23 protein-coding genes are annotated in these 26,827 nt (G+C 61.1%); 6 read left to right on the forward strand and 17 right to left on the reverse strand.

The window, feature by feature from the left end; genetic code table 11:
• Positions 1–13: 13 nt before the first annotated feature.
• The 9 genes from J3P73_RS26075 to J3P73_RS26115 form a co-directional block, all read right to left on the reverse strand.
• Positions 14–577 carry a L,D-transpeptidase gene (locus tag J3P73_RS26075; RefSeq protein ID WP_027688046.1) on the reverse strand — a complete coding sequence of 188 codons (564 nt, stop codon included), beginning with the start codon at positions 575–577 and terminating at the stop codon, positions 14–16.
• Complete coding sequence (locus J3P73_RS26080) at positions 574–1,716, reverse strand: pilus assembly protein (RefSeq protein WP_207580034.1); 1,143 nt, start codon at positions 1,714–1,716, stop codon at positions 574–576. Before J3P73_RS26080 ends, J3P73_RS26075 begins: the two co-directional genes overlap by 4 nt.
• A 29-nt stretch (positions 1,717–1,745) precedes the next feature.
• On the reverse strand, positions 1,746–2,369 hold the full coding sequence (locus J3P73_RS26085) for a TadE/TadG family type IV pilus assembly protein (RefSeq protein WP_027688044.1): 624 nt from the start codon (positions 2,367–2,369) through the stop codon (positions 1,746–1,748).
• Entirely contained in the window at positions 2,363–2,842 is a 480-nt protein-coding gene (locus J3P73_RS26090) for a TadE/TadG family type IV pilus assembly protein (protein WP_130665668.1), read from the reverse strand. Before J3P73_RS26090 ends, J3P73_RS26085 begins: the two co-directional genes overlap by 7 nt.
• The gene (locus J3P73_RS26095) at positions 2,839–4,437 is read right to left on the reverse strand and encodes a TadE/TadG family type IV pilus assembly protein (RefSeq protein WP_130665667.1); all 1,599 of its coding nucleotides are present in this window, start codon (positions 4,435–4,437) and stop codon (positions 2,839–2,841) included. Before J3P73_RS26095 ends, J3P73_RS26090 begins: the two co-directional genes overlap by 4 nt.
• A gap of 91 nt (positions 4,438–4,528) precedes the next feature.
• Entirely contained in the window at positions 4,529–4,834 is a 306-nt protein-coding gene (locus tag J3P73_RS26100) for a hypothetical protein (protein ID WP_130665666.1), read from the reverse strand.
• Positions 4,818–6,305 carry a type II and III secretion system protein family protein gene (locus J3P73_RS26105; RefSeq protein ID WP_130665665.1) on the reverse strand — a complete coding sequence of 496 codons (1,488 nt, stop codon included), beginning with the start codon at positions 6,303–6,305 and terminating at the stop codon, positions 4,818–4,820. Before J3P73_RS26105 ends, J3P73_RS26100 begins: the two co-directional genes overlap by 17 nt.
• Positions 6,306–6,360: 55 nt before the next feature.
• On the reverse strand, positions 6,361–7,278 hold the full coding sequence (cpaB, locus tag J3P73_RS26110; RefSeq protein WP_130665664.1) for a Flp pilus assembly protein CpaB: 918 nt from the start codon (positions 7,276–7,278) through the stop codon (positions 6,361–6,363).
• Between the two features lie 99 nt (positions 7,279–7,377).
• Positions 7,378–7,572, reverse strand: coding sequence for a Flp family type IVb pilin (locus J3P73_RS26115; protein WP_130665663.1), 195 nt, complete (start codon positions 7,570–7,572; stop codon positions 7,378–7,380).
• A gap of 260 nt (positions 7,573–7,832) precedes the next feature.
• Here J3P73_RS26115 and J3P73_RS26120 point away from each other — a divergent pair, with 260 nt between their 5' ends.
• From J3P73_RS26120 to J3P73_RS26140, 5 genes are all read left to right on the forward strand, one after another.
• Positions 7,833–8,369, forward strand: coding sequence for an A24 family peptidase (locus J3P73_RS26120; RefSeq protein WP_027688037.1), 537 nt, complete (start codon positions 7,833–7,835; stop codon positions 8,367–8,369).
• A gap of 474 nt (positions 8,370–8,843) precedes the next feature.
• The gene (locus J3P73_RS26125) at positions 8,844–10,490 is read left to right on the forward strand and encodes an acetolactate synthase large subunit (protein WP_130663205.1); all 1,647 of its coding nucleotides are present in this window, start codon (positions 8,844–8,846) and stop codon (positions 10,488–10,490) included.
• Between the two features lies 1 nt (position 10,491).
• Positions 10,492–11,883 carry an aldehyde dehydrogenase family protein gene (locus tag J3P73_RS26130; protein ID WP_130665662.1) on the forward strand — a complete coding sequence of 464 codons (1,392 nt, stop codon included), beginning with the start codon at positions 10,492–10,494 and terminating at the stop codon, positions 11,881–11,883.
• Positions 11,884–12,190: 307 nt separating this feature from the next.
• Positions 12,191–13,315: a metallophosphoesterase family protein gene (locus tag J3P73_RS26135; RefSeq protein WP_027688034.1), complete on the forward strand. Its 1,125-nt coding sequence runs from the start codon at positions 12,191–12,193 to the stop codon at positions 13,313–13,315.
• Positions 13,312–15,939 (forward strand): AAA family ATPase, encoded by a 2,628-nt coding sequence (locus J3P73_RS26140; protein ID WP_130687364.1) that lies wholly within the window; start codon positions 13,312–13,314, stop codon positions 15,937–15,939. Before J3P73_RS26135 ends, J3P73_RS26140 begins: the two co-directional genes overlap by 4 nt.
• A gap of 12 nt (positions 15,940–15,951) precedes the next feature.
• On the opposite strand, the gene J3P73_RS26145 is transcribed toward J3P73_RS26140, so the two are convergent.
• The 8 genes from J3P73_RS26145 to J3P73_RS26180 form a co-directional block, all read right to left on the reverse strand.
• Positions 15,952–17,220, reverse strand: a complete 1,269-nt coding sequence (locus J3P73_RS26145; protein WP_130687363.1) for an MGH1-like glycoside hydrolase domain-containing protein — start codon at positions 17,218–17,220, stop codon at positions 15,952–15,954.
• Positions 17,221–17,241: 21 nt separating this feature from the next.
• The gene (locus tag J3P73_RS26150) at positions 17,242–18,300 is read right to left on the reverse strand and encodes an ABC transporter ATP-binding protein (protein WP_130665658.1); all 1,059 of its coding nucleotides are present in this window, start codon (positions 18,298–18,300) and stop codon (positions 17,242–17,244) included.
• 13 nt (positions 18,301–18,313) lie between these two features.
• Positions 18,314–19,171, reverse strand: a complete 858-nt coding sequence (locus tag J3P73_RS26155) for a carbohydrate ABC transporter permease (protein WP_018071360.1) — start codon at positions 19,169–19,171, stop codon at positions 18,314–18,316.
• On the reverse strand, positions 19,168–20,019 hold the full coding sequence (locus J3P73_RS26160) for a carbohydrate ABC transporter permease (RefSeq protein ID WP_130687362.1): 852 nt from the start codon (positions 20,017–20,019) through the stop codon (positions 19,168–19,170). The genes J3P73_RS26155 and J3P73_RS26160 overlap by 4 nt, the downstream gene beginning before the upstream one ends.
• Positions 20,020–20,091: 72 nt before the next feature.
• The gene (locus tag J3P73_RS26165; RefSeq protein WP_130687361.1) at positions 20,092–21,366 is read right to left on the reverse strand and encodes an ABC transporter substrate-binding protein; all 1,275 of its coding nucleotides are present in this window, start codon (positions 21,364–21,366) and stop codon (positions 20,092–20,094) included.
• A gap of 42 nt (positions 21,367–21,408) precedes the next feature.
• Positions 21,409–22,419: a LacI family DNA-binding transcriptional regulator gene (locus tag J3P73_RS26170; protein WP_018493574.1), complete on the reverse strand. Its 1,011-nt coding sequence runs from the start codon at positions 22,417–22,419 to the stop codon at positions 21,409–21,411.
• Between the two features lie 146 nt (positions 22,420–22,565).
• Complete coding sequence (locus J3P73_RS26175; protein ID WP_024321472.1) at positions 22,566–22,889, reverse strand: antibiotic biosynthesis monooxygenase family protein; 324 nt, start codon at positions 22,887–22,889, stop codon at positions 22,566–22,568.
• A gap of 173 nt (positions 22,890–23,062) precedes the next feature.
• On the reverse strand, positions 23,063–24,598 hold the full coding sequence (locus J3P73_RS26180; RefSeq protein WP_130687360.1) for a sensor histidine kinase: 1,536 nt from the start codon (positions 24,596–24,598) through the stop codon (positions 23,063–23,065).
• 362 nt (positions 24,599–24,960) lie between these two features.
• Here J3P73_RS26180 and J3P73_RS26185 point away from each other — a divergent pair, with 362 nt between their 5' ends.
• Complete coding sequence (locus tag J3P73_RS26185) at positions 24,961–26,775, forward strand: putative bifunctional diguanylate cyclase/phosphodiesterase (RefSeq protein ID WP_130687359.1); 1,815 nt, start codon at positions 24,961–24,963, stop codon at positions 26,773–26,775.
• Positions 26,776–26,827: the final 52 nt, after the last annotated feature.

Below are 26,827 nucleotides of genomic sequence, written 5' to 3' on the forward strand. Positions count from 1 at the left end.
CACCCCTGAACGATTAATTTACAATGACCGTGGAACCGACTTTCACCCTCTTGTAGAGATCGATGACGTCGGCATTGCTCATGCGAAAACAGCCCGATGACGCGAAACCGCCGACCGTCGACTGCTCGTTCGTTCCATGAATGCGGTAGAGCGTGTCTGTCCCACCCTTGTAGAGATAGATCCCGCGAGCACCCAAAGGATTGAGCGGTCCGGCGGGTACCAGGTCCGGAAGTCCAGCCGAGCGCGCCTTCATCTCGGCAGGCGGGCGCCAGTCGGGCCACTCTGCCTTGCGTCCAACCTTGACGGTGCCGCTCCAGCGAAATCCGTCTCGCCCGACTCCGATCTTGTAACGGATCGCGCGTCCTTCGGAGATGACGAGATCCAGCGTCCGATTCGCGCTGACGACGACGATCGTTCCAGCCGCGTAGGTTTTTTCGATCGTCACTACGGTGCTTGTCGTCGGCCCAAGGCTTCGTGGTACAAGACCGCCTGCCGCGGCATCCCCGGCAACCGTCAGAACGACCAGAACCGCAAGGCCGACGCAGGACCTTATGCGCCCACTGTCAACTGCCTTCATCGCACCAATGCTCCAAGTTTACCGACCGCGCCGCAGAAGCGCGCTCGGGAATTCACCTGAAATGGCAGCACACCGCGGTTGACCGCCTCGCTCAAAGTCTCCCAGTCATCCGCAATGACATGCGTCGGGATATCCTTGAATATCTTCTCCGTTTGTTGTCGACGCAGGCCGAGGCCGAAAAGTTTGGCGCGGTATTTGTTGATGACGATGAACATCTGATCCGAACTGCCGCGCAACCGTACCAGATTGGCAAACAGATCCTTGGCTTGAGAAAGCGCCGGGACCGTCATTTCGGTGACGATGCAGATGCTGTTGACCGAAGTGAGCACCTCGTATTTCCATGGCGTGTCATAGTAGGGAACGTCGATGATGGTATGGTCGCTTTCGAAGGCGGCCACGTCGAGCATACGCAACACGAGTTCACGGCCCCTCGGCGCCAGCAGGACGGATGGCTGCTTGAAAGACAGCAGTGAAAAGCCCCCCGAATGCCGCTTTCGGACCAGATCGATGAATTCCAGATCGACCCGGGAAGGATTGGCGATGACGGGTTTCAAGTCGTAGTCGTTGACAAGGTTGAGATAATAGCCAAGCGCCCCGGAGCAAAAATCCGTGTCGAACAGGTCAATCCGCGGCGTGGAATTCTTGGTCGGCTGGGCCAGTACATGAGCAAGCGACGAAGCGATCACGCTGGCGCCGGCGCCGCCGACGGCCGAGACCACTGCATGCACCCGGCTGTCGCTCGCTCCGGTGCCCGGCGCATGGGTCGAAATCATGTCGATCAGTGCCCGGCGCTCGAGTGGCTTCTTCAGCCAGTCATTGCCGTTCAGGCGGAAGAGCAGCCGCAGCATGTCATCAGGCAGGTCTTCGGAAACCACGACGAGCGGAATGTCCCGATAGCTGGTGCGAAACGTGAAAAGCTCCGGCTGCTGCAGCAATGTCCCATTGTCGACGTCGAGAACGATCAGATCGAACTGCGCCGGATCGAACCGGCCCTTTTCCGCGAGCGCCTTCAGCGCGAGATGGCGGACATCGTACCGCGAAAGCGACCCGAACGTATCGAGCATGAAGCTCGCTGCAGCCTGATCGTCGGAGAGGACCAGGATCTTGGTAGATGCGGCAATGTTCATGTGCGCTGTCATTTTCGCTTTCCTACGCGTAATTTAAGGAGTCAGCAGGTTGAGCACGTCTTCAGATCTTCCGTCGTGATCGTCACCGGATGGGCCGGGATGGTGACGTCGTTCAGTCCCAACAGGCCGCCGAGAACCGGCAGATCGAAGGTGATGTTGCGCACCTCCAGCCGCATCGTCAGCACAGGCCCGTCCGGCCGCCCCCAATAGCCGAGCCCCGATCGCTGATAGGTGACCATCAGCTTATCCGGCGTGATGCGCCAATTTAGGTCGCAAATGCCGGGGCGAGGATCAGTACCCGCGTTGCAAACGCCGTCGCTTCCCCGGACAATCCGGTTCAATGCCGCCGTGCAGTTTGCAAGAGCCGGTCCGCAGGTCGAAGATATTGTTGCATCGTTCGGCGCCGCTTTGCCGTTGTTGAGTGGATCGGCGGCATCTGTTGGGAAAACGGCATTGAAATTCGTGGTCAGCGGATCGGATACCGCCGCCAGACGGGCGCCATATTGCAGTGCCTTGACCGTCTGATTCCACTGCGACATGGCATAGCCGAACTCGATGAAGGCGGCGAATACCAGCATGACGATCGGAAAGGTCAGCAATGCTTCGACAAGGCTGACACCACTGCTATCCTGCCAGAATGCCTTGATTGCCCTAGAGGTCACCATCCGATGTATCTCTCTTCATGGAAGGAACTGATGGTGATGGCGCCGATTCCCAGAAAGCCGAACACCGGCGAGGTCTGGTAGAGATGAGCGGTGGAAATGGTGATGTCCCCGTCCGCATCCGGCGCAGTGATGGTGATGTCGGCAGGGTTATTCCAGCCGGGGACGCGGGGTATGGCGCCTGCCGCGGGTGTTTGCGTTCCGTAAAAGGCGATCGTCTTCGCAGTCGCCTGATTGCATGTCGGCACATAGGTTCCCGACACCGGTCGGCACCGCGAAAGGTAACGTCCGGCATCGCGCAAGCCTGCGTCGATCTGCATGCGCTGCCAGAAGATGCTGCCAAACTCGAGTATCCCCGCCGCAAAGATCGTCACAAAGGGGATCGCGAGCAGCGCTTCGGCAAGCACCGCGCCTTCCTGCCGCCGCCAGAAGCCGAGGCAAAGCCGATGCCGGATAAAATTGCGGAGCGCCATCATCTGACCAGTTCCGCTTCTTCCCGCAGGAATTCGTCAAGCGTACCACGGCCACCCTTGCCGCTGATGTCGATCATCTCCAGGGAAAGGTAACGTTCGCCGGAATCCTTTATCGCCGGCTTGGTCAGGAACATGCGCGCGAAGGCCACGGCGCGCGTCGCCTTGTGACCGTTCAGGTGGCCGACCGAGGCTTCGTAGCCACAATTGACGACGGCTGAGAAGATCTCGCGGCGATCACCATATTCGGCCGCCGTATAGTTCGAAAGGTCCGGACCGCTATAGCACTGGCCGCCCGTTGCCGGTGTTCCGGTCTCACCATTCGCCGAGGCATGGCTGATGAGAGACGGGCTTGCAAGCTCGTAGCGATAAACATCGTAAGCGGAGGGCTGGCTTGGTGCTCCGGTCGCCTGCGGGGGATAACTGGAGTAGTTGCTAAGCACCGTGCTCACCGAGGGCACGGCCGTTCCCTGAGCGACATTCCAATAGGTCGTATACTGCCAATTGTTGCCGCTGCTGATCTTGCCGCCGGAAAGCGAGGTCATGGCAGCTCCGTAGCCAAGCGGCAGTGCCTTCGTGGCATCGCCGACAACGGCTCCGACTGTGACCGGATCGTAAGTATCGCAGCCCTTCTTGCCGGTGATTGACTGGGCGGAGCGCACATTTTGCGCAGGTCTGTAACGATAATCTCCGTTCGCCTTGTTGAACGATGAGGAATAAAAGCCGAAGCGCGTATTCACGCCGTCCTCGACCGGCCCCGCCTTTGCGCCGGTCTCCGTATCGAGGCTATCCTGTGTGTAGCAGGTGCCGGGATTGCCCGTCGCAAGAGCCTCCGCCAGCACGGATGCGCCATTGCCCAAGGGAGTGCGCAGGAACCCGAAATTGCCGGGACCGGGATTGGACACCGAGGTGCTGTGAAGCTCGATCTGCCGCCCGTAGAGATTGCCGGCGGCAAAATTGGTGTGCAAGGCCGCGGCCGCAACGTCGCTGGCGCTTTCACTCGTGTTCCCCGCGGGCTCGAACGGATTGCAGATAAAGATCGGCGTCACGTCGCAGGCGCTGGCGTGGTATACCGCCACGGCATCGGCAGCGATATTGATCGTATTGCGGGTGAAGCCAACCGGGACCGGAAAGATCGTCTGCATCGCCTGCGGTTTGGCGATGACCCAGGCGTAGGACGCTTCGCTGGCCCCTGTCGTTTCCATCGAAGACGGAATGGGCGTGTCGTCGTTGGCCGGGATGCTCTTCAGAAAAAGCACGTTTACAGTGCTCCCGGCGTCGTTTCCGGCGTCATAGGTCAAGGTCATATGCGAGCCAAGCGACATGCCGGCCCCGCCCCCGGAAAAAGCCGCGCTATTGGCGATTTTCTCGATCGCCGTCTGCGCCCTCGAAATGGCATCGTCGCGGCCGTCGAGTTCGCGGGCTCCGGCGAGCGCCATTGCATCGACCGCGTTCTGGAGATCGGTGTGCAGGTTGCTGCTGCGGCCGACATCGATGACCAGCAGCGAAAAGCCGAGAAGCATAGGCATGGCAATGAGCGTCAGGGCGATGACATAGCCACGATGATCGTTCCAGAACCGTCTGACAACCCTGCTCAGCATTGGCCTACCCCCATCACGGCTTTCGTCGTGACGACCCTGTTTCGTGCATTTCCCTTCCGGCGCGCTGCCGCCGTTCATGCCTTTCGAACCGCTACTGGCTGATGGTGGCCCCATTGGACGCACCGTTGGCCTCCATAGCGGGCGACGGCTGAATGACCCCCACCCCACCGTTCTGGTACTCGGTCATCACCCTGCGGATCACCTTGCCGTCGCTTGCGATACGGGTTCGCTGGGCTTCCGGCGGGAACGGGTCCTCGGTATGGATGGCCTTGTTTGCTTCCATGGCGTTCCCGGCCCCGAAGGTAATCGAGTCGCGATGGTTCATGTAGTCGGCGCAGCCGGAAACCAGGCCGGCGGCGGCAAGGACGAGAAGGGCGCGCTTAGCGTTTTGTAGCAACAACCTGCCCTCCCTGGTTCAGGTCGAGACGATGGCCATAAGGCCCGGTCACACCTTCGCCGTTGCGAAAGCGCCGGAGCATGTCCTTGTCGACTTCCAGGACACCGAGCGCGAAAAGCTCGACGTCGTTGGACGACCGCGTCTGATCGAGCGGACTATAGAGGTCCTCACCCGGGCGGGCCGGCCGCACGATGTGCGGGGTGACGACGATAACCAGGTCGGATTCCTTCTTCTGGAAACTCGTCGAACGGAACAGTGCGCCGAGGATCGGTATTTTCCCGAGGCCCGGCAATTGCTGGATGTCCTTGGCATTGATCGACTGCAGCAGGCCCGCCATGGCAAAGCTCTGGCCGTCGCGAAGTGCGACCGTGGTGCTGGCCGCGCGCGAGATGAAACCCGGATTGCCGTTGACGTTGATCGACGTATCAAGCTCGGAAACCTCAGGCTCGATTTCCAGATTGATGACACCGTCGTCAAGCACCACCGGTTTGAAGGTCAGCCGCACACCGAAGGGGCGATAATCCGTCTCGGTGGCCACTGTCGTGCCGTTGTTGGTCGTCTTCAGGATCGGCACTTCACCGCCGGCATGGAAACTGGCGGTCGAGCCGCTCATCGCGATCAGGTTCGGCTGAGCCAGGCGACGCACCAAACCCTTCTGCTCGAGCGCGTTGATGACCACGTCGATGCGGCCGCCCGAAATTTCCAGAACCTTGGCGATCAGTTGGCCGAAGGGCACCATACCGGTTGCCGCACCCTTGGGGTCGACGAGGGTACGGACGAGGCTGCCATCATCGTCCACGCTGATACCCTGGCTGGTCGTTGCCTTGCCGATGCCGTTGTTGCCGCGCCCGGACCAACCGATCCCGAGGTCACGACCCGTCTGGCGCGACGCTTCGATGACACGGACCTCCAGCATCACCTGCTGGCTGTCACTGACGCGCAACTGGTTCAGCACTGGTTGATCGGAATAGGACTGGGCAATTTCGATCACCCGCTGCAATTCGACGCCGTCACGAACCATACCCGTCAGGCGAATGCGGTCGTTGGAATTGGCCACTATAACCCGGGCCGAGGGCGCGGCAGAGCGAATGGCGGCGGCGACTTCGCTGAAATCGCTGGCAACGCGGACATCGATGACGCCGAGAAGCGACTTGTCGTCGCCATAGACAGAGATATTGGTGGCGCCGACCTTCTTACCGCGAATGAACAGCGACTTGTCGGAAAGCGGCACCACGTCAATCATATCGGCGCTGCCGATGACGAGATCGCCGAAGGGCTGGCCGGTGTTGAGCGTCAGCGTCGCGTTCGGAGGCAACGTCACACGCTGGACCGATTTGCCTAAGGTGACCGACTTTTCCTGTGCGTTGGCGCAGCCGGCAAATCCGGGACCTAAACACACACAGGCCGAAAACACTGCCGCCAGTGCCGCAAGGCTTTTCGTACTTGCGATTCTTCTCTTGCCATCCGCCATGCCTGCTGTTGCCCCCTCATTCGGCTGGCCGCATCTGCGGCATGCCGCCTAAACATCACTGGACCAGGCCGACTCTGTGCTCCTCGCGCTTCGTCGTGTTCCAGACCCCCACCGTCACCCACTTCGGCTCGACCGGCAATACCGGTTCGACCTTTGGCTCCACAATCTGCACTTGTTTTTCAGGTTCTGGCAACTTATTCTTTTCCAGATCATTGCCTAGTTCCGTCGCCATCGCCCCGCCACCAAGGTCGGCGACGGTGATCGGCCGGGTTTGCTCGATAGACGCGGAGGCAATATTGCGAAGCGCCAGCGAGAGCGTGCCGATGCTGGAGCCGAGGGTAAGGCGCTGCGCCTCATCGGTCGTAACCTCGAAGGTCACGGTTTTCACGACTGATGGTTCGTCCTTGCGCTCGTCGGCCGTCTGGTCCACCGCCAGGACCTTGACGCCCTGCAGCAGCACGTCGACGAAGGTCTGGTCGTTGCCGGCCGGCTCGCGTACGACCCGCGTCAGAAGCACGTCGACGCGATCGGAAGGCCTGACGAAGCCGGCAACGCCGAGCACGTCGTTGACGCGGATGGAAACGGCCTTCATGCCCTGGTCGAGGGCCGCCGACAGCGTGGCGCGTTCGCCGGTACCGGTGATTTTCGAGGATAGCACCGGCTCGCCGGGGTCGATCGCCGCCATGGCATAGCGCGGCTGGGCATCGCTGCCGACGACCGTCTCGATGCTGACGAACGAGCCTGCGGGTGTTTCATTGGAGGGCCATGGGATGGCTCTGAGATTTTCGGGCCGGATCCGGTCACCGAAGCGCATCGGTTTGGCGGCGACAACGAGTGTCCGTTCCTCGGCCTTCACGCCGTTCATCGCCAGCAGCCGGGCCTTCTGATCGGAGAGATACTCGCGCATGCCGAAAACTGCTGCGGCGGCAAGTACAAACGCAATAACGAGACTTAAAATCGTTGAAGAACGCATCGCGGTTACTCGCTACACTGGACGGAGTGCATCCATTCATTTTTGCTAATTTAGAGGAGAGGGGTTAACAAAGACCCCTCCCTTCTTAGAACGCCAATATCAGGCTGGGACAGCCAGTTTGGTGGTGAACCACCCTGCCCATCCCGTCCAAACGGCAGCCAGATTGGTGCCGGCCAATGTCACCGCCGTAATCACGCCGCCGACCAGCAAGGCAAGCAGAATGAGGTATTCAGTGAGTGCGACGCCGTCTTCTTCCCGCGCGAAAGCGCGTACGCAGTTTACAAGTGCTTTCATCGAGATTTTACCTCCCAGGTAAGTAGTGCGCCGTAATTTCCCCCGGCCGCCCTGTCGTCGAGACCGCCTCTTCGACTGGGAACATTAGTAATCTCTTAACTCTAATTTAGTCAATTGTTTTATACGCTGGCGATCGGCATCTATACTTTTATGGTTAAGACGAAAGTCCCGGGTCCATTCGTAAAAACCGACTAATTCATCGGATTTTATTGGAACTCAACTTTAAATCAGGGTATAATAACCCAAAAAGGTTGGATACTATGCTGAAAATGTTCGATGTTATTAGTTCGATTTCAGTATTACTTTTTCTCTACGCCGCCTGGACCGATTTCCGCACATGGAAGATCCCCAACACGATCGTGCTTGCGCTCGTGACACTTTATGCCCTGCGCGCGGTGGCCGTGATGCTTGGCTCCGAGGACGTCGGCGCTGCTCTCTTTGCCTCGAGCGGAATTGGCGGCGACGTCGGGGCCGGTCTGCTGATGTTTATGCTCGGAGTGGCGCTCTGGGCGTTCCGGCTGTTTGGTGCAGGGGACGCCAAGCTTTTTCTGCCGATCGGCCTTTTTGTCGGATGGCATGGAATGCTGCCGTTTTCGTTTTTCCTCCTCGTCCTTGGCATCGTCACACTGCTGGCCCTGCGGCTGCCGGTGCCATTGCCCGTCGCACACCTCGCTTTTTTCATGCGCATCGAGGAAATTCGGGCGAGCCGGAAGATTCCGTATGGCGTCGTCATGGTATTCGCCGCGCTCATCACCTTGGCCTTGCCCATTATCCGACAGCAACTGCAGCTACGGTGACCCGGCGTCGACAGAACTTCCTCGCAAGAGCCCCTTCGCATTCACGATCGTTTTCAGCAAAATCTGTTTTATCAGCTCGCACAGAAGACAGGCCTATCGCGCCCACAGTCGATGCGGCGCGAACGGACTTGGGGCGTTTCGGTATCAGCGAGAAAGCGACGGGTCGCGAGAGTGGTCGTTTCAGCTATAGGCGGTGCTCGCAATTTACAGCGAGGGACCTGATCTCTTGCCGGCAACCGCGTGAGATGCCGGCCTAACGGCAACATCTCACATCATCAGTCAGAGCTGTTTGCCGGCAGAACTGCGGAGAGCTTTTTTATTCCCGCGGCAAATCCTATCTGCAAATTCTCGGTTACCAGGATTGAGGGCAACCACCGATGACGTCGAACGCATGGACGAGCGCGAAAAAGAACATATCTTCGAGGGGTCCTTCCTTTCTTGAAGCCTCAAACCAAACAGCACAGGCACACATCCATGACCAAAGGCTCCGATCTTCTAGTGGCAGCGCTTGAGAACGAAGGTGTCGATCGCATCTTCGGCATCCCCGGCGAAGAGAACCTCGACGTTGTCGAATCCATCCGCAAGTCGTCGATTGAGCTCGTGCTCACCCGACACGAGCAGGCAGCCGCTTTCATGGCCGCGACCTATGGCCGCCTGACAGGAAAGCCCGGCGTCTGCCTGACGACGCTCGGGCCCGGCGCCCTGAACCTCTCGACGGGTGCCGCATACGCCCTGCTCGGCGCGATGCCGATGGTGATGATTACCGGTCAGAAAGGCATCCTCTCGTCCCGCCAAGCGCGGTTCCAGGTGGTCGACGTTGTCGCGTCGATGAAGCCGCTGACCAAGCTCGCAAGGCAGATCGTGTCGCCGCAGATGATCCCGACGACGGTCAGGGAGGCGTTCCGCATCGCCCAGGAGGAAAGACCGGGGCCGGTGCATCTCGAGCTTCCGGAAGATATCGCGGCCGAAGAGTGCCAGGAGGTGGCGCTGATTGCGCCGCATCAGCTCGAACTGCCGACGGCAAGCGATGCGGCCCTCGATCGCGCTGCCGCCCTCATTGCCGCAGCCAAACGTCCGCTTCTGATGTTCGGGGCCGCCGCCTCCCGTCCCCGCTCGACCTCCGACATCGCCCAATTCGTGATCCGCACACGCATCCCGTTCTTCACGACCCAGATGGGCAAGGGAACGGTGCCGGGTGGAACCGAACTTTACATGGGCACCGCCGCGCTGTCGGAGCGGGATTATGTCCATGAGGCCATCGAACAGGCCGACCTCATCATCACGATCGGTCATGACACCATCGAGAAGCCACCGTTCATCATGGGCAAGGGCGGCCCGAAGGTCGTCCATATCGGATATCAGCCGGCGACCGTCGAGCAGGTCTATTTCCCGCAATCCGAGGTCATCGGCGACATCGGCCCCTCGCTGAAGGCGCTGGCGGATCGCCTCGAGGGCAAGCTGCCGAATGCGCAGGCGCTTCTCCACCTGCGGGAGCGCATTCTCGAGCGCATCGCCGCGCGGGCTACGGAGGATCGTTTCACCCCACAGCGGCTGGTCCACGATATAAGAGAAGTGATGCCGCATGACGGCATCCTGGCGCTCGACAACGGCATGTACAAGATCTGGTTTGCCCGCAACTACCGGACGCGGATGGCGAACACGCTGCTGCTCGACAACGCTCTTGCAACGATGGGAGCCGGACTGCCGTCGGCGATGGTTGCCTCGATGCTATACCCCGAGCGACGGGTCATGGCGATCTGCGGTGACGGTGGCTTCATGATGAACTCCCAGGAACTTGAGACCGCCGTCCGGCTGAAACTCAATCTCGTTGTCCTCGTGATCGAGGACAATGCCTATGGCATGATCCGCTGGAAGCAGGCGGTGGACGAGTTCCCGGATTTCGGGATGACCTTCGGCAATCCCGACTTCGTGAAATATGCCGAATCCTACGGCGCCAAGGGAACCAGGGTCGACGATATCGGTCGGTTCAAACAGGTGCTCGAAGAGGCATTCGCCGGCGGCGGCGTGCATCTGGTGAATGTGCCAGTCGACTATTCGGAGAACGAACGCGTGCTGGTGAAGGAGCTTCGTGAACGGCTCCCCCAGATATTGGAGGTCTGAGATGCCGCTTGCCATGAAGGTCTACCAGGCGTTCGACCGCGAACCGATTGCCGAGCTGCCGGCCGATGACGCGGCCGCGCTCGAACGCAAGCTTCAGATCGCCGCCAACGCCTTCGCCGATCGCGACGGCTGGCTGCCCGCGCATCAGCGGATGGCGATCCTCAGAAAGGCGTCGGCGCTTTTGCAGGAGAACCGCGATCGTTTTGCGATGATGATCGCCCGTGAAGGCGGCAAGCCGCTGACGGATGCGATCATCGAGGTGACGCGCGGGATCGACGGCCTCCTCAATGCGGCGGACGAGCTGCGCAATTTCGGCGGCAAGGAAATCCCCATGGGGCTGACTGCAGCCAGCGCGAACCGATGGGCCTTCACCACCAAGGAGCCGATCGGCGTCGTGGCGGCGATATCGGCCTTCAACCATCCGCTCAATCTCATCATCCATCAGATCGCGCCGGCGATCGCCGTGGGTTGCCCGGTGATCATCAAGCCGGCAGCGACAACCCCGATTTCCTGCATCGAGATCGTCAAGCTGTTCTGGGAGGCCGGTCTCGACGAACGCTGGTGCCAGACCCTCATCACCGAGGACAATGCGCTTGCCGAAGCCTTCGCGACCGATCGTCGCGTCGCGTTTTTGAGCTTCATCGGTTCCGCCAAGGTCGGCTGGTACCTCAAGGGTAAGCTGCCGCCGGGCACCCGATGCGCGCTTGAGCATGGTGGAGCAGCACCCGTCATCGTCGACCGCAGCGCCAATGTCGATGCGATCGTCGGCACCATCGTCAAAGGCGGCTATTATCACGCCGGGCAGGTCTGCGTGTCGGCCCAGCGTCTCTTCGTGCACGAAGATATTCTGGCTTCCTTCACCGAGGCGCTCGCTGCCAGGGTGGCAGTCCTGCATGTCGGTGATCCCAAGCTTGCGCAAACCGAGGTAGGTCCGCTCATCCTGCCACGCGAGGCAGACCGCGTCACGACCTGGATCAAGGAGGCGACGGACGCCGGAGCCAGACAGATCGGAGGCGGGCGGATGTCCGAGACGACACTTCTGCCTTCGGTTTTGCTGGACCCGCCTACTGAGGCGAAAGTATCCATGCTCGAGGTCTTTGGACCGCTGACCTGCGTCTACGGCTACCGCGACCTCGACGAAGCGATCCGCATTGCCAACTCGCTGCCTTATGCCTTCCAGGCGAGCGTCTTTTCCGCCGACATAGCGATTGCTCTCAGGGCGGCAAAACATCTGGATGCAGCGGCCGTTCTCGTCAACGACCACACCGCGTTCCGCACCGATTGGATGCCTTTCGCCGGACGCAGGCAGTCAGGATACGGGGTCGGCGGCATTCCCTGGACGATGGAAGAGATGGCCGACGACAAGATGGTAGTGTTCAACCAGGTGACTTAGGGCCAGTGATGATGGGATCAACTGTTCGATTTCCGTCGGCAGGTAAAACCCTTGGATAATAGACGATGCCTTCGCCGACGTGGTCGATCACCCCGCCTGCATAATTCCTGTACGGCGACGGGATGGGTGTCGTGCACCGCTCAAAATTAGACAAACATTGGATAACCGCTTGCTCGGCCAGGATGGACTTGCCTCGCCCATAGCCGGGAGGCATGGTCTGCCTCGGAACAACGAATCACAGAACTGCGGACGAGAGGTCTTTGGCCATGTTCGAAAGCTCGCAGCGCATCGCAAACATGGCTGATTAATGTTTTCCTTCCTGCACAGTTCGGACCTGCATATTGGCAAGCGATTTGGCAATCTTCCGGAGGATTTGAGAGGGCGCCTGCGCGAGGCGCGGCATGGTGTCATCGCCAGGCTTGCCGGTGCGGCACGAGAGCATGGCGCTGGTGTCATCCTGCTCGCCGGCGACACCTTCGATACCGAGACGCCGACGCCTGCCGTGCTTCGTCAGGCGCTTGGCGAGATGGCCCGGAATTCACCGCTGCGCTGGGTCTTGCTTCCGGGCAATCACGACTCGCTTCTGGCCGATCAGCTCTGGAGTGCTGCGCGCGGCGTGGTGCCCGACAATGTCATCCTGGCGACGGAAGCGGTGCCTCTTCCGCTTGGACCTGATGTCATCCTGCTGCCGGCGCCTTGCACGACCAGGAGGCCGGGTCGCGACCTGACCGAATGGATGACGGGCGCCGCCACGCCGGACGGCGCTATCCGCATCGGCCTCGCCCATGGCCCTATCCAGGAATTTTCCGAGGATGCCACGGCCACCAACGTGATTGCGCCGAACCGCGCAGCGCTGGCCGGCCTCGACTACATGGCGCTTGGCGATTGGCACGGATCGGTGGCGGTGGACGCCAGAACATATTATAGCGGCGCGCCCGAGCCGGACCGTTTCAAGCATGACCGGCCGGGGCAGGCGATGGTCGTTTCCATTGCCGGGCAGGGGGCGATGCCGACGACTACGGCCGTGACGACCGCCAGCTTTTCCTGGCAGACATTGCACCTTCCTCTGCTGGCATCGGAAGACGGTGTTGAAGTGCTGAAGGCCGCGCTGCCGGAACCGTTCGCGCGGCGACAAACCCTGTTGAGCGTCGCGCTCTCCGGCCGTGCCCGGTTGAACGGGCGGACGGCAATGATCAGCCTGCTGGAGCAGGTCGCGCCGGAATTTGCGCATCTGGAGATCGATACCGACCTTTTGGGGACCGACTGCGAGAGCGATGATCTCGAGACCATCGACCGAGCCGGTGCACTGCGCGATGCTGCGGACTTGCTGCTTGCCGAAAGCCTCGACGAGGCCCGTTCCGGCGACGACAGGAACGTGGCGCGCCAAGCGTTGATCCGCCTGTTTTCCTATTGCGAGGCGATCGATCGATGAAACTCACCGCCCTTCGCCTCCACAATGTCAAACGCTTCGCCGGCCGCGGAATATCAGTTGAGGGAATCACCGACGGCGTCAATGTGCTGAGCGCCGCCAACGAACATGGCAAATCAACCTGTTTCGAGGCGCTGCATGCCCTGTTCTTCCAGCCGCACAGCGGCAACCCAAAGAGCGTGCAGATGCTGCGCCCCTATAGCGGCGGCAATCCAATCGTCGAGGCCGATATCACGATCGAAGCCGGCCGCTACCGCCTGACCAAGCAGTTCCATAGCGGACGGCGCGCCAGCGTCACCGATCTCGGCAGCGGCCGGATCGTCGCCCAGGCCGACGAAGCCGAGGCTTTCATCGGCGATCTCATTTCCGGCGGTACCTCCGGCCCGGCAGGCCTGCTCTGGGTGCGCCAGGGCGTCACCGGCATCGAAAATCGCAGCAAGAGCGAGGAAGAGAACGACAAGCGAGTGCGCGAAAGCCTGCTGTCTTCGGTGCAGGGAGAGGTGGAGGCGCTGACGGGCGGACGGCGCATGTCGGCGGTGCTCGAAGCCTGCGAGGAAGAACTCAATCGCCTGGTTACAGCAACGCTCCGACCGAAGGCAGGAGGACGCTTTGCCGCCGCGCTCGAGGAGCGTGACCGGTTGCAGGAGGAGGAGGCGCGGCTGGCCAAGGAGGTGGAGATGCTGCACGGCGCACTCGACCGCCGCCGCTCAGTGCAGGCGAGACTCGGCGAACTGGAAAACCCTGATGAGGAGGCGGGCCGGAAGACCGCGATTGCCAATGCCCAGTCGGTGCTCGAAGCCGCTAAACTGCATGACAGGGAACTCAAAGCGCTCGATGCCGAGGCCGCCTTGGCCGCCAGTCGCCGCGATGAGGCGCAGCAGGCATTCGACCGCTTCCACACGGCATTGAACCGCAGCGGCGAACTCGCGCGGCGTTTCGCCTTGGCAGAAAAGGAGCTTTCAAGTGCAGCCGAGCGACGCACGGCATCGCTTGTTGAAAGCGAGGCTGCAACGGCGGAGGTGCAGGCGGCCGAAGAGGAGGAGCGGTTGAACCGTGAACTGCTTGCGCGGCTGGAGGCAGCGCTACGTTCACGCCACGCCGCAGAGCGCCTGGCCGAGGTTCGCCTGCGTCTCGAACAGGCGGAAGCCGCGCGGCAGCAGATCGAGGATGGGGAGGCCGCACATGCATTGCTCGCCATTCCAGCCGATGCGATCGAACAGCTTGAAGCGCTTGATCTCAAGATCGTCGGCTTGCGTGCAGCCGCCGCGGTTGGTCTTCCCACGCTCAGGATCGATTACCTGAAGGATGCCTCCGGATCAGTGAGCATGGACCGCCAGGCTTTGATTGGGGGCGAGGATAGAAGCTTTGCCGGGATGGCGAAGCTCGAAATAACAGGCGTCGGCACGCTGACCATCCATTCCAGCCGGCAGGCCGATCAGGACGGGACGCTGGAGGCCGCGGAAGTCACGCGCCAAACATTGCTTGCCAAGCTCGGTGTCGACAGTCTGCGGCAGGCACGACAGCGCGAAATTGCCGCGCGGGACAAGCAGGAGGAACTGGTGCGGGCGCGCCAGCGGCTCGCCGATCTCGCGCCGAATGGCATTGACGAGCTTCACCTCGACGCCGCACGCTTTGCCGAACTCAGCCAGGGTCCGGTCGAACTCGTCGCCAACCCGGAAGAGGTGCGTGCCGGTCTCGGGGATGCGACACGGCGCATCGAACTGGCGCGCAACCGGGCGCGGGAGGCGTCAGTGATGCGCACGGAAGCAGGCGATGCCACATTGCGCGCGCAGACCGAGCACGCCAGGCTTGGCCAGGAACGCGAGGCGATCGAAGCGGTCATCGGCCCCGAGTCCGGCCGAACTGAATTGCAGCAGGACCTTGTTCTCAAGCTTTCCAGCGCCAACGAGCAGGTCGATGCTGTCGAACTGCGGGCCGAGCCTTTGCGCAGGGCGGGACGAGACCTCGCAGGTGCCGAGGCTGCCCTTGCCAGGGCGCGCTCGGTCGCCGACGCCGCAGGCCGCGAAATTGCCAGGCTTCGCGAGGAGCTTGCCGATCTCGGCGGTCAGATCCGCACCCGCTCGGACAGTGCGCTGGAAGAAAACTGGTCGGAAACGCGGGATTTTCTGGCAGCCGCGCGCGAGCAGGTGAAGCGTTTCGAAACGGAGGTCGGCGTGCTCGATCGCTTGCGCAAGGCGCTGACGGCGACGCGGGCGGCGGCGCGCGATCTTTATCTCAAGCCGGTCATGAACGAACTCGCCCCGCTGCTCGGCCTGCTGTTCGACGACATCTCGATCACCTTCGACGGCGACACGTTGCTGCCGCAGATCGTGCGCCGCAACGGCCTGGACGAGGATGTCGACCGGCTGAGCGGCGGCATGCGGGAGCAGCTCTCAGTGCTGACCCGCCTTGCATTCGCACGGCTGCTTGCCCGCGACGGCCGGCCGGCGCCTGTCATCCTCGACGATGCGCTTGTTTATTCCGACGACGACCGGATCGAGCGAATGTTCGATGCGCTGCACCGCCAATCGCGCGACCAGCAGATCCTCGTCTTCTCCTGTCGCCAGCGCGCCTTCGCCAAGCTGGGCGGCAATGTGCTCACCATGCAGCCATGGCAGCCGGATTAGAAGGTTCCACACTCAGGCGGGGACTGCTCCTCGCTCAAGCCACAGATAGGCGGCAGCCGTCCAGGAAAAGCCGAGGCCTCCGCAGCCTTGGCCGGTGACCGGGTCGAAATATTCGGCAAAACCTTCCGTCTCGATCGCTGCGATGGTGGATTGCCGCAGCTCTTCGGCGACATCCGTGTAGCCATTGCGCTTGAGGCCGTCGATCAGCAGCCAATTGATGATCGCCCAGGCGGGGCCGCGCCAGTAACGCTTCGGCTCCCAGCTCGCAATGCCAGGCTTCGTCGTCGGAAAGGCGACCTTTAGATCCTTGGACCAGACCTTCATTTCCGAAACCAGCGCTTCGGCAACCTGCCTGTCGAGGTCCAGCGAGAGGAGGGGGATGAAGCCGGCTTGCGTGGCGGCTTCGACATCTTCGCCGGAGATCAGGTCTCGCGAGACAAAGCGGGCAAGGTCCGGCCGCCATTGGGCCATCATCGCCTTGCGGCTGCGGTCGTTGAGGGCGGCGATCTCGATCGCGTCCTGCGTCCGGCCGAGGAGGCGGGCGAGGTGTTCGAGGTCTTCGCCGGCCTTGAGCAGGATGGCGGTTGTCTGGATCTCGGCGACCTTGAAGGACGCCTTTTCCCATTGTCTCGCCGGATCCCAGCCGCAGGCGGCATAGGTATCGACCAGATGAATGAAGCGGCGGTAATCCTCGTCGCGCGGACGCATGTCGGCATCGACATGGCCGGTATCCTTGCGCACGACGGGGGTGTCGGTGGTGGTGGGCACGCGGGCGAGCGCGATGTCCCAGGCCGGAGAATTGTCGCTGCCGCTTTCCCACGGATGCAGAAGCGCGACGAGCCCGGTGCCATCGGGATCACGGGCGGAATACCACCAGCGATGCCATTTCAGCGCCGCCTCGTAGAGTTGCAGGGTGCGCTCTTCGGCGCCTTTGCCGGCAGCTTCGTGCAGCTTGCGCAGTGCGATCGCGAAGACCGGCGGCTGGGTTATGCCGGAGGTCGGGATCGTATGGTTTGTGCGCCAGACGTTCGGCCCCGGGAAATAGGTTTCGCTCGGCGCATGGAAGACGATATGCGGGATCATTCCATCAGCCCATTGGCCTTCGACCAGCCGTTCCAGCTCGCGATAGGCGCGATCGATATCGTAGAGCGCGAAGCCCATGGCGACGAAGGCGGAATCCCAGTTCCACTGGAAGGGATAGAGCCGGTCGGTCGGCACGGTATAGCCGCCGCGATCGTTGGCGGCGAGGATGCGCTTCGCCTGGTCGGTATGCGTGTTCATTTCGGATGCTCCGGTATATTTTTAGGCCAGGACGGACGGAAAGGACTTGCCGCTTTCGGGGGAAAGCCAGGTGATGCGCTTCTGGTCGAGCCTCAGGCCGATCGTGTCGCCGCTCCTTACGGTCTCCGAGGCCGGCAGGATGACGCGCACCGGCTGGTCATGGATCGAGCCGGTCAGAAGCAGGTGCGAGCCCATCGGTTCGGCAACGCGCACCTTCATTTCGAGACCCTGCGGCAGCGGCGCGAGTTCTACGGCTTCGCCGCGCAGGCCAAGGATCACTTCATTGCCGGACCCCTGCGGCACGACAAGCTGCTCGGTGCCTGCCGCCACCTGGCTGTTTGCGACCGGCACCTTGATGAAGTTCATCGGCGGGTTGCCGATGAAGCCGCCGACGAAACGTGTTGCCGGGTGATTGTAGATCTCGACCGGATGGCCGACCTGCTCGACCACGCCGCCATGCATGACGGCGATGCGGTCGGAAAGGCCCATGGCTTCTGTCTGGTCGTGGGTGACGTAGATCGTCGTCGTGCCTGCCGATTGCAGCACCGTCTTGAGTTCGGTGCGCATTTCCAGGCGGAGCAGCGCGTCGAGGTTCGAAAGCGGCTCGTCCATCAGCAGAACCTTTGGTTCGACGGCAAGGGCACGAGCGACCGCGACGCGCTGGCGCTGACCACCGGAAAGCTTGTTCGGGTAGCGGTCGAGATATGGCTCGATATGCAGGAGGCCGGCGGCCTTCTCGACCTGCGCCTTCACTCTGGCGTCGTCGACCTTCTGCATTCGCAGCCCGAAGGCGACGTTCTCATAGACCGTCATATGCGGAAAGACGGCGTAGTTCTGGAAGACCATCGCAAGGCCGCGATCCCGGGGTGCAAGGCCGATCACCGACTTGTCGCCGATGCGGATATCTCCCGATGTAGCCGTCTCGAGGCCGGCGATGATGCGCAGCAGCGTGGTCTTGCCGCAGCCGGATGGACCGAGCAGCGAGACGAATTCGCCGTCGTTGATCGTCAGCGAGACCTCTTTCAGCGCCTGGAAGGCTCCGAAGCTCTTGCGGATGCGGTCGATGACAATGTTGGCCATGTCTCTGGTCCCGTTACTTGGAGGAAATGCCCCAGATCGCGAAGAGGTAGCGCCTGACCGCGAAGATGAAGACAACCGAGGGAAGGATGAGCATGAGGCCCCCGGCAAAACGGTAATGCATCGGGCTTTCCGACAGCACGGTCAGCAGGTAGGCGGTCAGCGTGCGGTTGCGCACCGTCAGCACCGAGGCAGCAAAGACCTCGTTCCATGAGATGACGAAGGCAAAGACCGCGGTTGCGACGATGCCGGGAAGCGCCAAGGGTGCCACTACCTTGAAGAAGGCCTGGATGCGGGTGCAGCCGAATACCCAGGCGGCTTCCTCCAACTCCTTCGGTACGCCGAGGAAAATGCCCTGGGTGACGAGTGCGGCGAAAGGCAGCGCCAGCACCGTATGGATCAGGCCGACGCCGAGGATCGTATCGTAGAGGCCGAGCCGGATGAAGGAGACCGTCAGAGGCAATGCCAGGATTGCCAGCGGGAAAGCGCGGGTCAGCAGCACCAGAAGGCGGTAGCTGTCCTTGCCGCGGAAATCGTAGCGGGCGAGCGCGTAACCGGCCGGCGCGCCGAGCAGGATCGAAAGCGCCACCGTGATGCCGGCTGCGCCCAGCGAATTGAGGAAGGACTGGACGACGCCTTCGGTCTTCAGGAAGAGAATGAAGGGCTCCAGCGATATGCCAGTGGGAAGACCGGTCTTCGGCCAGATGTAGACGCCCTGGCGTCCGCCGAGGGCGCCGAGTGCGACGAGATAGATCGGCACCAGCACCCAGGCGCAGAGTGCGGCGATGCCGCTCCACAAAAGCCAGCGCCGTGAGGAGACGAAGCCGGCGGTGTTGGGGGTGTCCGCGGTAGTGCTGATGGTATCCGTGGTCATGGCAGGCGCTCCGGATCGACCTTCAAGGCTTTGAGATAGATGAGCGTGGCGGCAAGCGAGATGATCATGATCAGCACCGCGTAGGCAGCAGCGACGCTGTAATTCTGGTTCTGGTTTTGCCAGCTATAGGCCTCGCCGACGAGGACCGGAAAATTGCGCCCGCCGAGCGCATAGACCACCGCGAAGACCTCGAAGGCGAGCACGGTGCGCAGGATCAGCGCCGATTGCAGGGCGGGGCGGATCAGCGGCAGGGTGATGCGCCAGAAGCGCGTCCACGGACCAGCCCCGAAGATCTCGGCGGCTTCCTTGAACTCCTTCGGAACCTGGTTGAGGCCGGCGACGATGATGACCATGACGATTGCCGTGCCGCGCCAGATTTCGGCAACCGCAATCGCGAGGAAGAGCGCGACCGGCGTCTGGTAGGAGAGCCAGCTTGCCTGCCGGCTGATGATGCCGAGGCCAAAGAGCAGCGAATTCAGATAGCCGGTATTCTGCAGGATCGACAGCCAGACGAGACCGGCGGCGAGATCGGAAATGCCGAGCGGGATCGTCCAGATCCACAGGATCGTCTCGCGCCCGCGGCCGACCTTGGCGACCATCGTGCCCATGGCCAGCGCCAAGGCGATCTGCACCGGCACGACCGCGATCGTCAGCAGGAAGGTGTTCTTCACCGAGCGGTTGAAATTGATGTCGGTGACCATGCGCTCGGCATTGGCGAGCGATGGCGCGCCATTATCCGACACGGCCAGCCAGATCGTCTGCACCAGCGGCACGACGAACAGCAGCGCCAGGAAGGCGACGGATGGCAGGATCAGCAGATAGGGGATCCAGGGTCGGCTATTGGTCATCGGCTCCCGCCTCGACGAGCAGAGGGTTGAAAGAGCGCCCGGGCATTTCGTCCGGACGCTTCATGGGCCGATTTATTCGACCGGGCAGGGGCCATCGCTCTTGGCATCCGGCGCCCAACAGGCAGCTTTCGTATCGGCCATCAGCTTGGCCATCGTCGCGCCTTGGACCTTCAGCACGTCTGCGACGGGCTCGTTCTGCAGCACGATGCGCTGGAAACTGTCCATGTAGACCTTGTTGAACTCGCCGCCCTTGTCGCCGAGGCCGACCGGGAGCAGCGAGATGACCGCGTCCTTGGAAGCCTGGGTGGCGGTGACGGCACCGGCGAGCAGGGCGACGCCGGCATCGAGATCCGGCGGCAGCTTGACGTTCAGCGTCGGGAAGAAGCCGACCTTGGAGGCAGTCAGGAGCTGCGTCTCCGGCATCGAAAGGTGCTCGATGACCTTTTCGGCGCCGGCCTTGTCGGGTGCACCCTTCGGAATGGCGAGACCGGCAACGACCGGCATATAGCCGCGGCCCTTCGGACCCGCAGGCGCCGGGAAGACGACATAATCGTCAGGTGCTGCGGAAATGGCATTCTTCAGGCGGGCGATATGGTCCCAGGCGACCATGACTTCGCCGGCAGCCAACGGCTCCTGCATGAAGTCATAGCTGGTCGAGTTCGGCGTGACATAGGCCCATAGCGCCTTCAGCTTCTCCCAGCCGGCGGCCGCATCGGCACTCTGGAAAGTACGCACGACGCCGCCGGTGAAGGAGGGATAGAAATAGCCCTGGAAATAACGCGCCATCAGGCCTTTCGGGCCGGCGGGAAAGCCGATCTGCGGCTGGCCTGTGGCCTCCTGCATATTCTTGCCCCACTCGATCAACTGATCGTAGTTCAGCGCGTTCACGTCGGCGCCGGCCGGCAGGTATTGCAGCGCTTCCTTCCTGGCGGCCATCACATAGGTCGCCTGCATCCACGGGATGTACTGCTGGGTCGACTTGCCGAGCTTGCCGAGGTCGAGCAATGACTGCGGCATGCCGCTCGCTGCCAGCTTCTTGGCGAGATCGTCAAGCGGTTCCAGTGTGTCCTTGTCGGCAAGCGGCGAGAGCTCGCCATGCAGCGCGCCGACGAGGCTGACGGTGTGCTTGCCGGCCTGACGTTCGGCTTCCATGCGCACCGCAAACTGCGGTGGTTCCTCAACCACGTAGTCAACCGAGCCGACGTCCTTCAGGAGCTCCTCACGGACGACGGTCGCCTCCTCGATCGGACGAAGCTGGGTGGACACGAAAACCGTCTGGGCCAGCACCGGCGAGGCGAAGGCCAGCACCGTCGAAGCCAGAATTCCAAGTGGTAGGATATGTTTCATCTTCTCCTCCTTCATTGTTCTTTGTTTGAGATGCACGGCTGTCTATGCCGCCTTGGCGGGACGGCGATGGCTGTCGCGATCGACGAATTCGATCGCGTGAAGCTCCTGGAGTTCTTCGGCAGGTTCGCCTGCAATGGCGCGCAGCAGCAGCGAGGCGAAGCTCGCGCCGAGGTTTTCGCCGGTCATGCGCATGGTGGACAGCGGCGGGCTTGTGAACGCGCCCATCGCCAGGTCGTCATGGCCGACAATGCTGATCTGGTTGCCGCCATCGACCTCGCGCAGCGCCCGGAGCGCTCCGATCGCCATTTCGTCGGTGGCGCAGACGAGTGCGGTCGGACGCGAGGGTTGGCGCAGAAGTTCGAGTGCGGCGAGATAACCGCCCTGTTCCAACGGCGCGCCTTCGGCGCAGAGGTCGGTGGCAAGGCCGCATTCCTCCATCGCCGCCCGCCAGCCACGGCAGCGGTCATGTGCGAAGTAATATTCCTGCGGGCCGGCGATGTGGCCGATACGGCGGTGGCCGGCAGCATGGAAGCGCAGCGTCGCGGCCCGGAAGCCGGCAAAACCGTCGCCGTCGATATAGGGATGGGGCAGCAGGCTTTCCGTGCGGCCGTTGGTGACGAAGGGAATGCCGCGCGACTGCAGAAATTCGACGCGCTCGTCCTTCCGTTTGGTGCGGACGAGAAGCATGGCGTCGACGCGACGGCCATCGACGAAGCGGCGGCAGATGTCGAGTTCGCTCTCGCCACGCGGCACCGGCGCAATCACCAGATTGAGGCCGGCAGCGGCAAGATGTTCGGCACAGCCGGACAGCATATCGAGGAAATGCGGAGGACCGATATGGCCGGGATCGCTCGGCAGCGTGACGGCAACGAGCTCGGCGCGCTGCCTGCGGAGGCGACGGGCCGAAGCATTCGGCCGGTAGCCGACCTTGTCGGCGGCCTCACGAACCCGTTCGCGCGTGGCGGCCGACACATCGGCATAACCGTCGAGCGCACGCGACACCGTGGTGATCGACAGTCCGAGCGATTGCGCGAGTTGTTTGAGATTAGCCAAGATCTTCCTCCCGAAGTGAGAAAAAGATTCTCCAAAACGTTTTGGGAGTCAAGCCAAAACGTTTCGGATGTCGTGCCGACGTCGTGCCTATGATCTTCCAACACCAGCAGAGAGCTCGCAGAGACATGCGAAGAGGCGGGCTATTTTCAGCGCAGCCTGGGCGGGACCACTATCTTGTGGATCTGGATACGCTCGGGAAGTTCGCAAAGTAGTTCTGCGTCTCGCTTCAGATGATGAACCTGCCGTGGATCGCCTTTCGTAAACGCGGTCATCGATTCCATATCCGCCCAGTACGAAATTGTCGTGAACCAGGTCTCATCCTCACGGTCTTCGCGCAACAGTTGAACGTCGAGTGCTGTCTTTAGCAGTGGAGGAATTCCCTCTGCGCTGTTGTAGGCTTCATACTCATCAGCGAGTTCCGGCTTCGTGCGGCCACGCCAGATACGAGCTATGGTTGGAACTTTCGTCATGTTCTGCTCCCGGTGACATCTGAACTCAGCAAAGCCGACGCGAGGAAATCCCGCGCGAGCGGCAGGGCACCTGGAAAATGTGTCGCCCCAGCTCGATGAAAAGTGTTCCCGATGCAGCGGGGATAACCGAAGGCTTGCTTTGGGCAGCAAGGTGGCTTCGAATGAGCTCTCGCTCAATCGGTCAGCTTGAGCGTTGCCGTAAACTGGGTCCCTTCCAGGCGATTGTATCTCGCCTCGCCATGCAGTTGATTGACGAAGGCTTTAATCAGCCGCGTCCCCATCCCGGCGCTGTCCGATCGGCCATCGAATCCAATCCCGTCGTCAGCGACGGTAAGTTGGGATTCCTCTCCATCCGTCATGCGCAGCATGACGCGAATGTTTCCGGATGCCCGGCCGTCGAACGCGTATTTCATGCTGTTGGCAATCAACTCGTTGAGCAGGAGGGCAAACGGCGTTGCCCTGTCTGCTGCGATCACGATGTCGTCGATTTCAAAGTCAACGGAAACGGCGCGACCATGGACGTCGACGAGCGTCCTGACGAATGATGGAATGAATTCTCGAGCAGATATTCCGCTAAACTGGTCGAAGCCGTACATCTGCTCGTGAACTGCGGACATCGCAGAGATCCGCTCATTTAATTTTTGAACGGCCTCCGGTTCAAAACCCTGCAAGCGCAGCAGGGCCATCACCGTCTGCAGGTTGTTCTTCACGCGATGGTGTATCTCGCGCATGAGCGTTTCATTCGATCGCAACGCATCGGCAAGCTGCCTTGTGTGCAATGTGTCCACCTTGATGAGGTTCTGAATCCACAATGCAGCTGCCAATGCGCCGACAAGGGCGAAAGCGACCAGCAAAGCCGCGATTTTGGCATCCTCCCAAAAGGGCTGCATGATCACATGGATATCTGCCGAAGCAATGGCCACAAAAGGGGTGCGTTCGAGGATTCGGTATCCGACCAGGCGGTCTTCATTGTCGACTGGCGACACGGAGCGATATGTGCCTGATGTCGCCTTCCTCATGTAGTCGGTAAACAGCTTGTGGTTTCGCATATCGACTGGTCCGGCGGGTTCCGGGTATCGGGCGATAAGTTGCCCGTCGCGTCTTATGAGGCTGACAATCGAGTTCTCGCCGATCGCGACTGCGTCCCATATTGGCCTTAGGATGCTCGCGTCGAAGGCAATCACGGCGACGCCGGCGAACACGCCATTTCGTTCGAGCCTGCGGCTGAAGACGAATATCTGCCGCTCGGAAAGGCGGCTGATGATCAGCGGGGACGTATATTCGTCCGCACCGTTTCTCAGCCGAACGAAGTAGTCGCGGTCTGTAACGTTGATCGGCCGGATATTGCGGTCATTTGAATAGAGCGTTTCTCCATCGGCCCCGATGATATAGGCAGTCGCCTGAGGAGGAAGGTCATAGACGGCCGCGTCGAGATCGCGCACGCGGTCCGGGCCGGGCAAAGATGTACTCGGCCCCAGAGCATCATCAATTCGATGCAGGGTCTCCCGAGCAAGGGAATTCAACCAATTCGCGTTTGCTGCAACGATTTTGGAAGCGGCGCTGACACGCTCATCGCCCCGGCGAACAGCTGTCTCGTAACTGGATATGAGCCAGAGCGACAAGAGGGTGGTCAGTGACAGAAACATCAGCGCGATGATCGCGAGCGATGCTTTTCCCACGGAGCCAACGTATTTATCGCCACCGATCATCTTTTAGGCCAATTTCCATTGTGCGGCGATAGCCAAAACATTGCAACGCATTCCGAACCATATCCGATAAGCTGATTTCTGACTCTCGAAAATTATGCAGTGCTCACTGACTCGGCGCCCTCAAGGGCACGACTGAGGATTGTATTTCATAATCGTCTTTAGAGAATGACCGTGACATCGGTCAATCTTACTCCGTTCGAGAAGGAGGTCAGAATGGTGGCGAACACCTTTCGCACGCGAAGCTCGACACGACAGGTCCTGAACTGATCATTCGGCGTCTATTCGATCAAAATCTAATCAACGGCGTAACCTGATTTGAAAGTCGGTTTGGTACGGAGGGTCTCCTTCCGGGAAGTGACGTCATGATCCTTGAGTTGCAGAATGCCATTCTGGAAATGATTGCCAAAGGGGAACCGCTGGCAACTACGATAGAGCAACTTTGCCTCAAGGTTGAGGCCGCCGTTCCTGGGATCATCGCTTCGGTGCTGACGTTCGACGGGAGCCGTCTTCACACACTCGCTGGCCCCTCCCTTCCGTCTCACTATTCAGCGGCGGTCGACAATCTTGAAGCCGGTCCTCTTGCGGGCTCCTGTGGCGCTGCTGCCTATTTCGGAGAAGCGGTCGTTGTCACCGATATCGAGACTGATCCGCGTTGGCAGGATTTCAAGTCCCTGGTCCTTCCGCTGGGGTTGAAGGCTTGCTGGTCCAGCCCGATCAAGCGTGGCGAGCGGGTGATTGGTAGCTTCGCCTTCTACTATCGAGACCACCGCGGTCCAAAGGCCCTCGAACGGGACCTCGTCCACGCTTGTGTCCATCTCTGCACAATCGCCATCGATCGCGAAGAACGGGTGATGGAACGTCAGCGGCTGACATACAGCGACGCTTTAACAGGGCTGTCGAATCGCGCTCGTTTCAACCAGCTTCTCGCCGAAGAGCTGCCTCGATCCCGGCGCGCCTGGGGCATCTTGCTGGTGGACATCGACAACTTGAAACTCGTGAACGACACGTTCGGGCACGCAGCCGGCGACGCATTGATTCAAGTGGTTGCAGACCGGGTCGCCACGACAGCAGGCTCCCAAAACACGTTTAGGCTCGGTGGAGATGAGTTCGCTGTCATTGTGTCGGACGACAAAGACCTTGATCTGAATGCGAGGGCAACAGACATCTTCAAAGCGTTGTCCTCTCCTTCGACGTGCGACGGTCATGTCGTCTTTCCCGCCGCGACGATTGGCGGTGCGTTGGCAGAGACGGAAACAAACCCTGACCAGATCCGCCAGAACGCCGATGTGGCGCTCTATCATGCGAAAGAACACAACCGTGGTCGGTACGTGCAACACTATCCCGGCCTGGGCACTGCCCTGACCCGACGCTTCAGGGCGGTTCGCGATGTGGGTGTCGCCCTGGAAGACGATCGGATCGACGCGCATTACCAGCCGATCTTGCGCCTCGATACGCGGGAAATCGTCGGTTTCGAAGCCTTGTGTCGAATGACCACGCCTTCCGGCGAAATCATAGCCGCAGCGCATTTCCATGAGGCGACGAAAGACGCCCATATTGCTGCTGAGCTCACTCAACGCATGTTGGTCAGGGTTGCAGGGGACATCCGGAGCTGGCTCGCCCGGGGCCTTCCTCTCCAACATGTCGGCATCAATCTGTCCGCCGCAGATTTTCGCGGCGGTAATCTGCAAGACAGGCTGTGCCGTATTTTCGGGGAAGCAGAGGTTCCTCTCGAGCACATCATCCTCGAGGTGACGGAATCGGTTTATCTCGGGCAACGGGACTATGTCGTAGCGGACGAGATAAAGGCTCTTCGGTCCAAGGGCTTGCGGGTTGCCCTCGACGACTTCGGCACGGGCTACGCGTCTTTGACCCACCTGCTGACGGTGCCGGTCGACATCATCAAGATCGACAAGTCCTTCATCGACCGCATGGTGCCGGGCGACGCAGGGACTTTCATCGTCGAGGGCCTGATCGGAATAGCTGACAAGCTGGGAATCCGGGTCGTCGCAGAAGGGATTGAAACAGAACCCCAAGCTGTTCAATTGAGCCAGCTCGGCTGCAAGCTCGGACAGGGCTATCTGTTTTCGAAAGCAGTCGATCGAACGGTTGCCGCGGCCATTTTAGAGCAGCATGGACAACGGCTCAACCAAGACAAGACCCGTGCCGGAGCCCTATAGCCTGAGCGAGGTTTTCGCGCTCGGGCCAGCCCCGGATACCTGAGACTACGCT

This window comes from Rhizobium ruizarguesonis (assembly GCF_017357285.1).
GTDB lineage: Bacteria > Pseudomonadota > Alphaproteobacteria > Rhizobiales > Rhizobiaceae > Rhizobium > Rhizobium ruizarguesonis.

What these genes read in the sequence shown, in the direction of transcription:
- J3P73_RS26120 (WP_027688037.1), top strand. Translation starts at nt 7,833, where the DNA reads ATGCTGAAAATGTTCGATGTTATTAGTTCGATTTCAGTATTACTTTTT.
- J3P73_RS26090 (WP_130665668.1), bottom strand. Translation starts at nt 2,842, where the DNA reads ATGATGGCGCTCCGCAATTTTATCCGGCATCGGCTTTGCCTCGGCTTC.
- J3P73_RS26160 (WP_130687362.1), bottom strand. Translation starts at nt 20,019, where the DNA reads ATGACCAATAGCCGACCCTGGATCCCCTATCTGCTGATCCTGCCATCC.
- J3P73_RS26095 (WP_130665667.1), bottom strand. Translation starts at nt 4,437, where the DNA reads ATGCTGAGCAGGGTTGTCAGACGGTTCTGGAACGATCATCGTGGCTAT.
- J3P73_RS26185 (WP_130687359.1), top strand. Translation starts at nt 24,961, where the DNA reads ATGATCCTTGAGTTGCAGAATGCCATTCTGGAAATGATTGCCAAAGGG.
- J3P73_RS26105 (WP_130665665.1), bottom strand. Translation starts at nt 6,305, where the DNA reads ATGGCGGATGGCAAGAGAAGAATCGCAAGTACGAAAAGCCTTGCGGCA.
- J3P73_RS26145 (WP_130687363.1), bottom strand. Translation starts at nt 17,220, where the DNA reads ATGAACACGCATACCGACCAGGCGAAGCGCATCCTCGCCGCCAACGAT.
- J3P73_RS26140 (WP_130687364.1), top strand. Translation starts at nt 13,312, where the DNA reads ATGAAACTCACCGCCCTTCGCCTCCACAATGTCAAACGCTTCGCCGGC.
- J3P73_RS26135 (WP_027688034.1), top strand. Translation starts at nt 12,191, where the DNA reads ATGTTTTCCTTCCTGCACAGTTCGGACCTGCATATTGGCAAGCGATTT.
- cpaB (WP_130665664.1), bottom strand. Translation starts at nt 7,278, where the DNA reads ATGCGTTCTTCAACGATTTTAAGTCTCGTTATTGCGTTTGTACTTGCC.
- J3P73_RS26155 (WP_018071360.1), bottom strand. Translation starts at nt 19,171, where the DNA reads ATGACCACGGATACCATCAGCACTACCGCGGACACCCCCAACACCGCC.
- J3P73_RS26080 (WP_207580034.1), bottom strand. Translation starts at nt 1,716, where the DNA reads ATGACAGCGCACATGAACATTGCCGCATCTACCAAGATCCTGGTCCTC.
- J3P73_RS26125 (WP_130663205.1), top strand. Translation starts at nt 8,844, where the DNA reads ATGACCAAAGGCTCCGATCTTCTAGTGGCAGCGCTTGAGAACGAAGGT.
- J3P73_RS26085 (WP_027688044.1), bottom strand. Translation starts at nt 2,369, where the DNA reads ATGGTGACCTCTAGGGCAATCAAGGCATTCTGGCAGGATAGCAGTGGT.
- J3P73_RS26075 (WP_027688046.1), bottom strand. Translation starts at nt 577, where the DNA reads ATGAAGGCAGTTGACAGTGGGCGCATAAGGTCCTGCGTCGGCCTTGCG.
- J3P73_RS26130 (WP_130665662.1), top strand. Translation starts at nt 10,492, where the DNA reads ATGCCGCTTGCCATGAAGGTCTACCAGGCGTTCGACCGCGAACCGATT.
- J3P73_RS26165 (WP_130687361.1), bottom strand. Translation starts at nt 21,366, where the DNA reads ATGAAACATATCCTACCACTTGGAATTCTGGCTTCGACGGTGCTGGCC.
- J3P73_RS26115 (WP_130665663.1), bottom strand. Translation starts at nt 7,572, where the DNA reads ATGAAAGCACTTGTAAACTGCGTACGCGCTTTCGCGCGGGAAGAAGAC.
- J3P73_RS26150 (WP_130665658.1), bottom strand. Translation starts at nt 18,300, where the DNA reads ATGGCCAACATTGTCATCGACCGCATCCGCAAGAGCTTCGGAGCCTTC.
- J3P73_RS26175 (WP_024321472.1), bottom strand. Translation starts at nt 22,889, where the DNA reads ATGACGAAAGTTCCAACCATAGCTCGTATCTGGCGTGGCCGCACGAAG.
- J3P73_RS26180 (WP_130687360.1), bottom strand. Translation starts at nt 24,598, where the DNA reads ATGATCGGTGGCGATAAATACGTTGGCTCCGTGGGAAAAGCATCGCTC.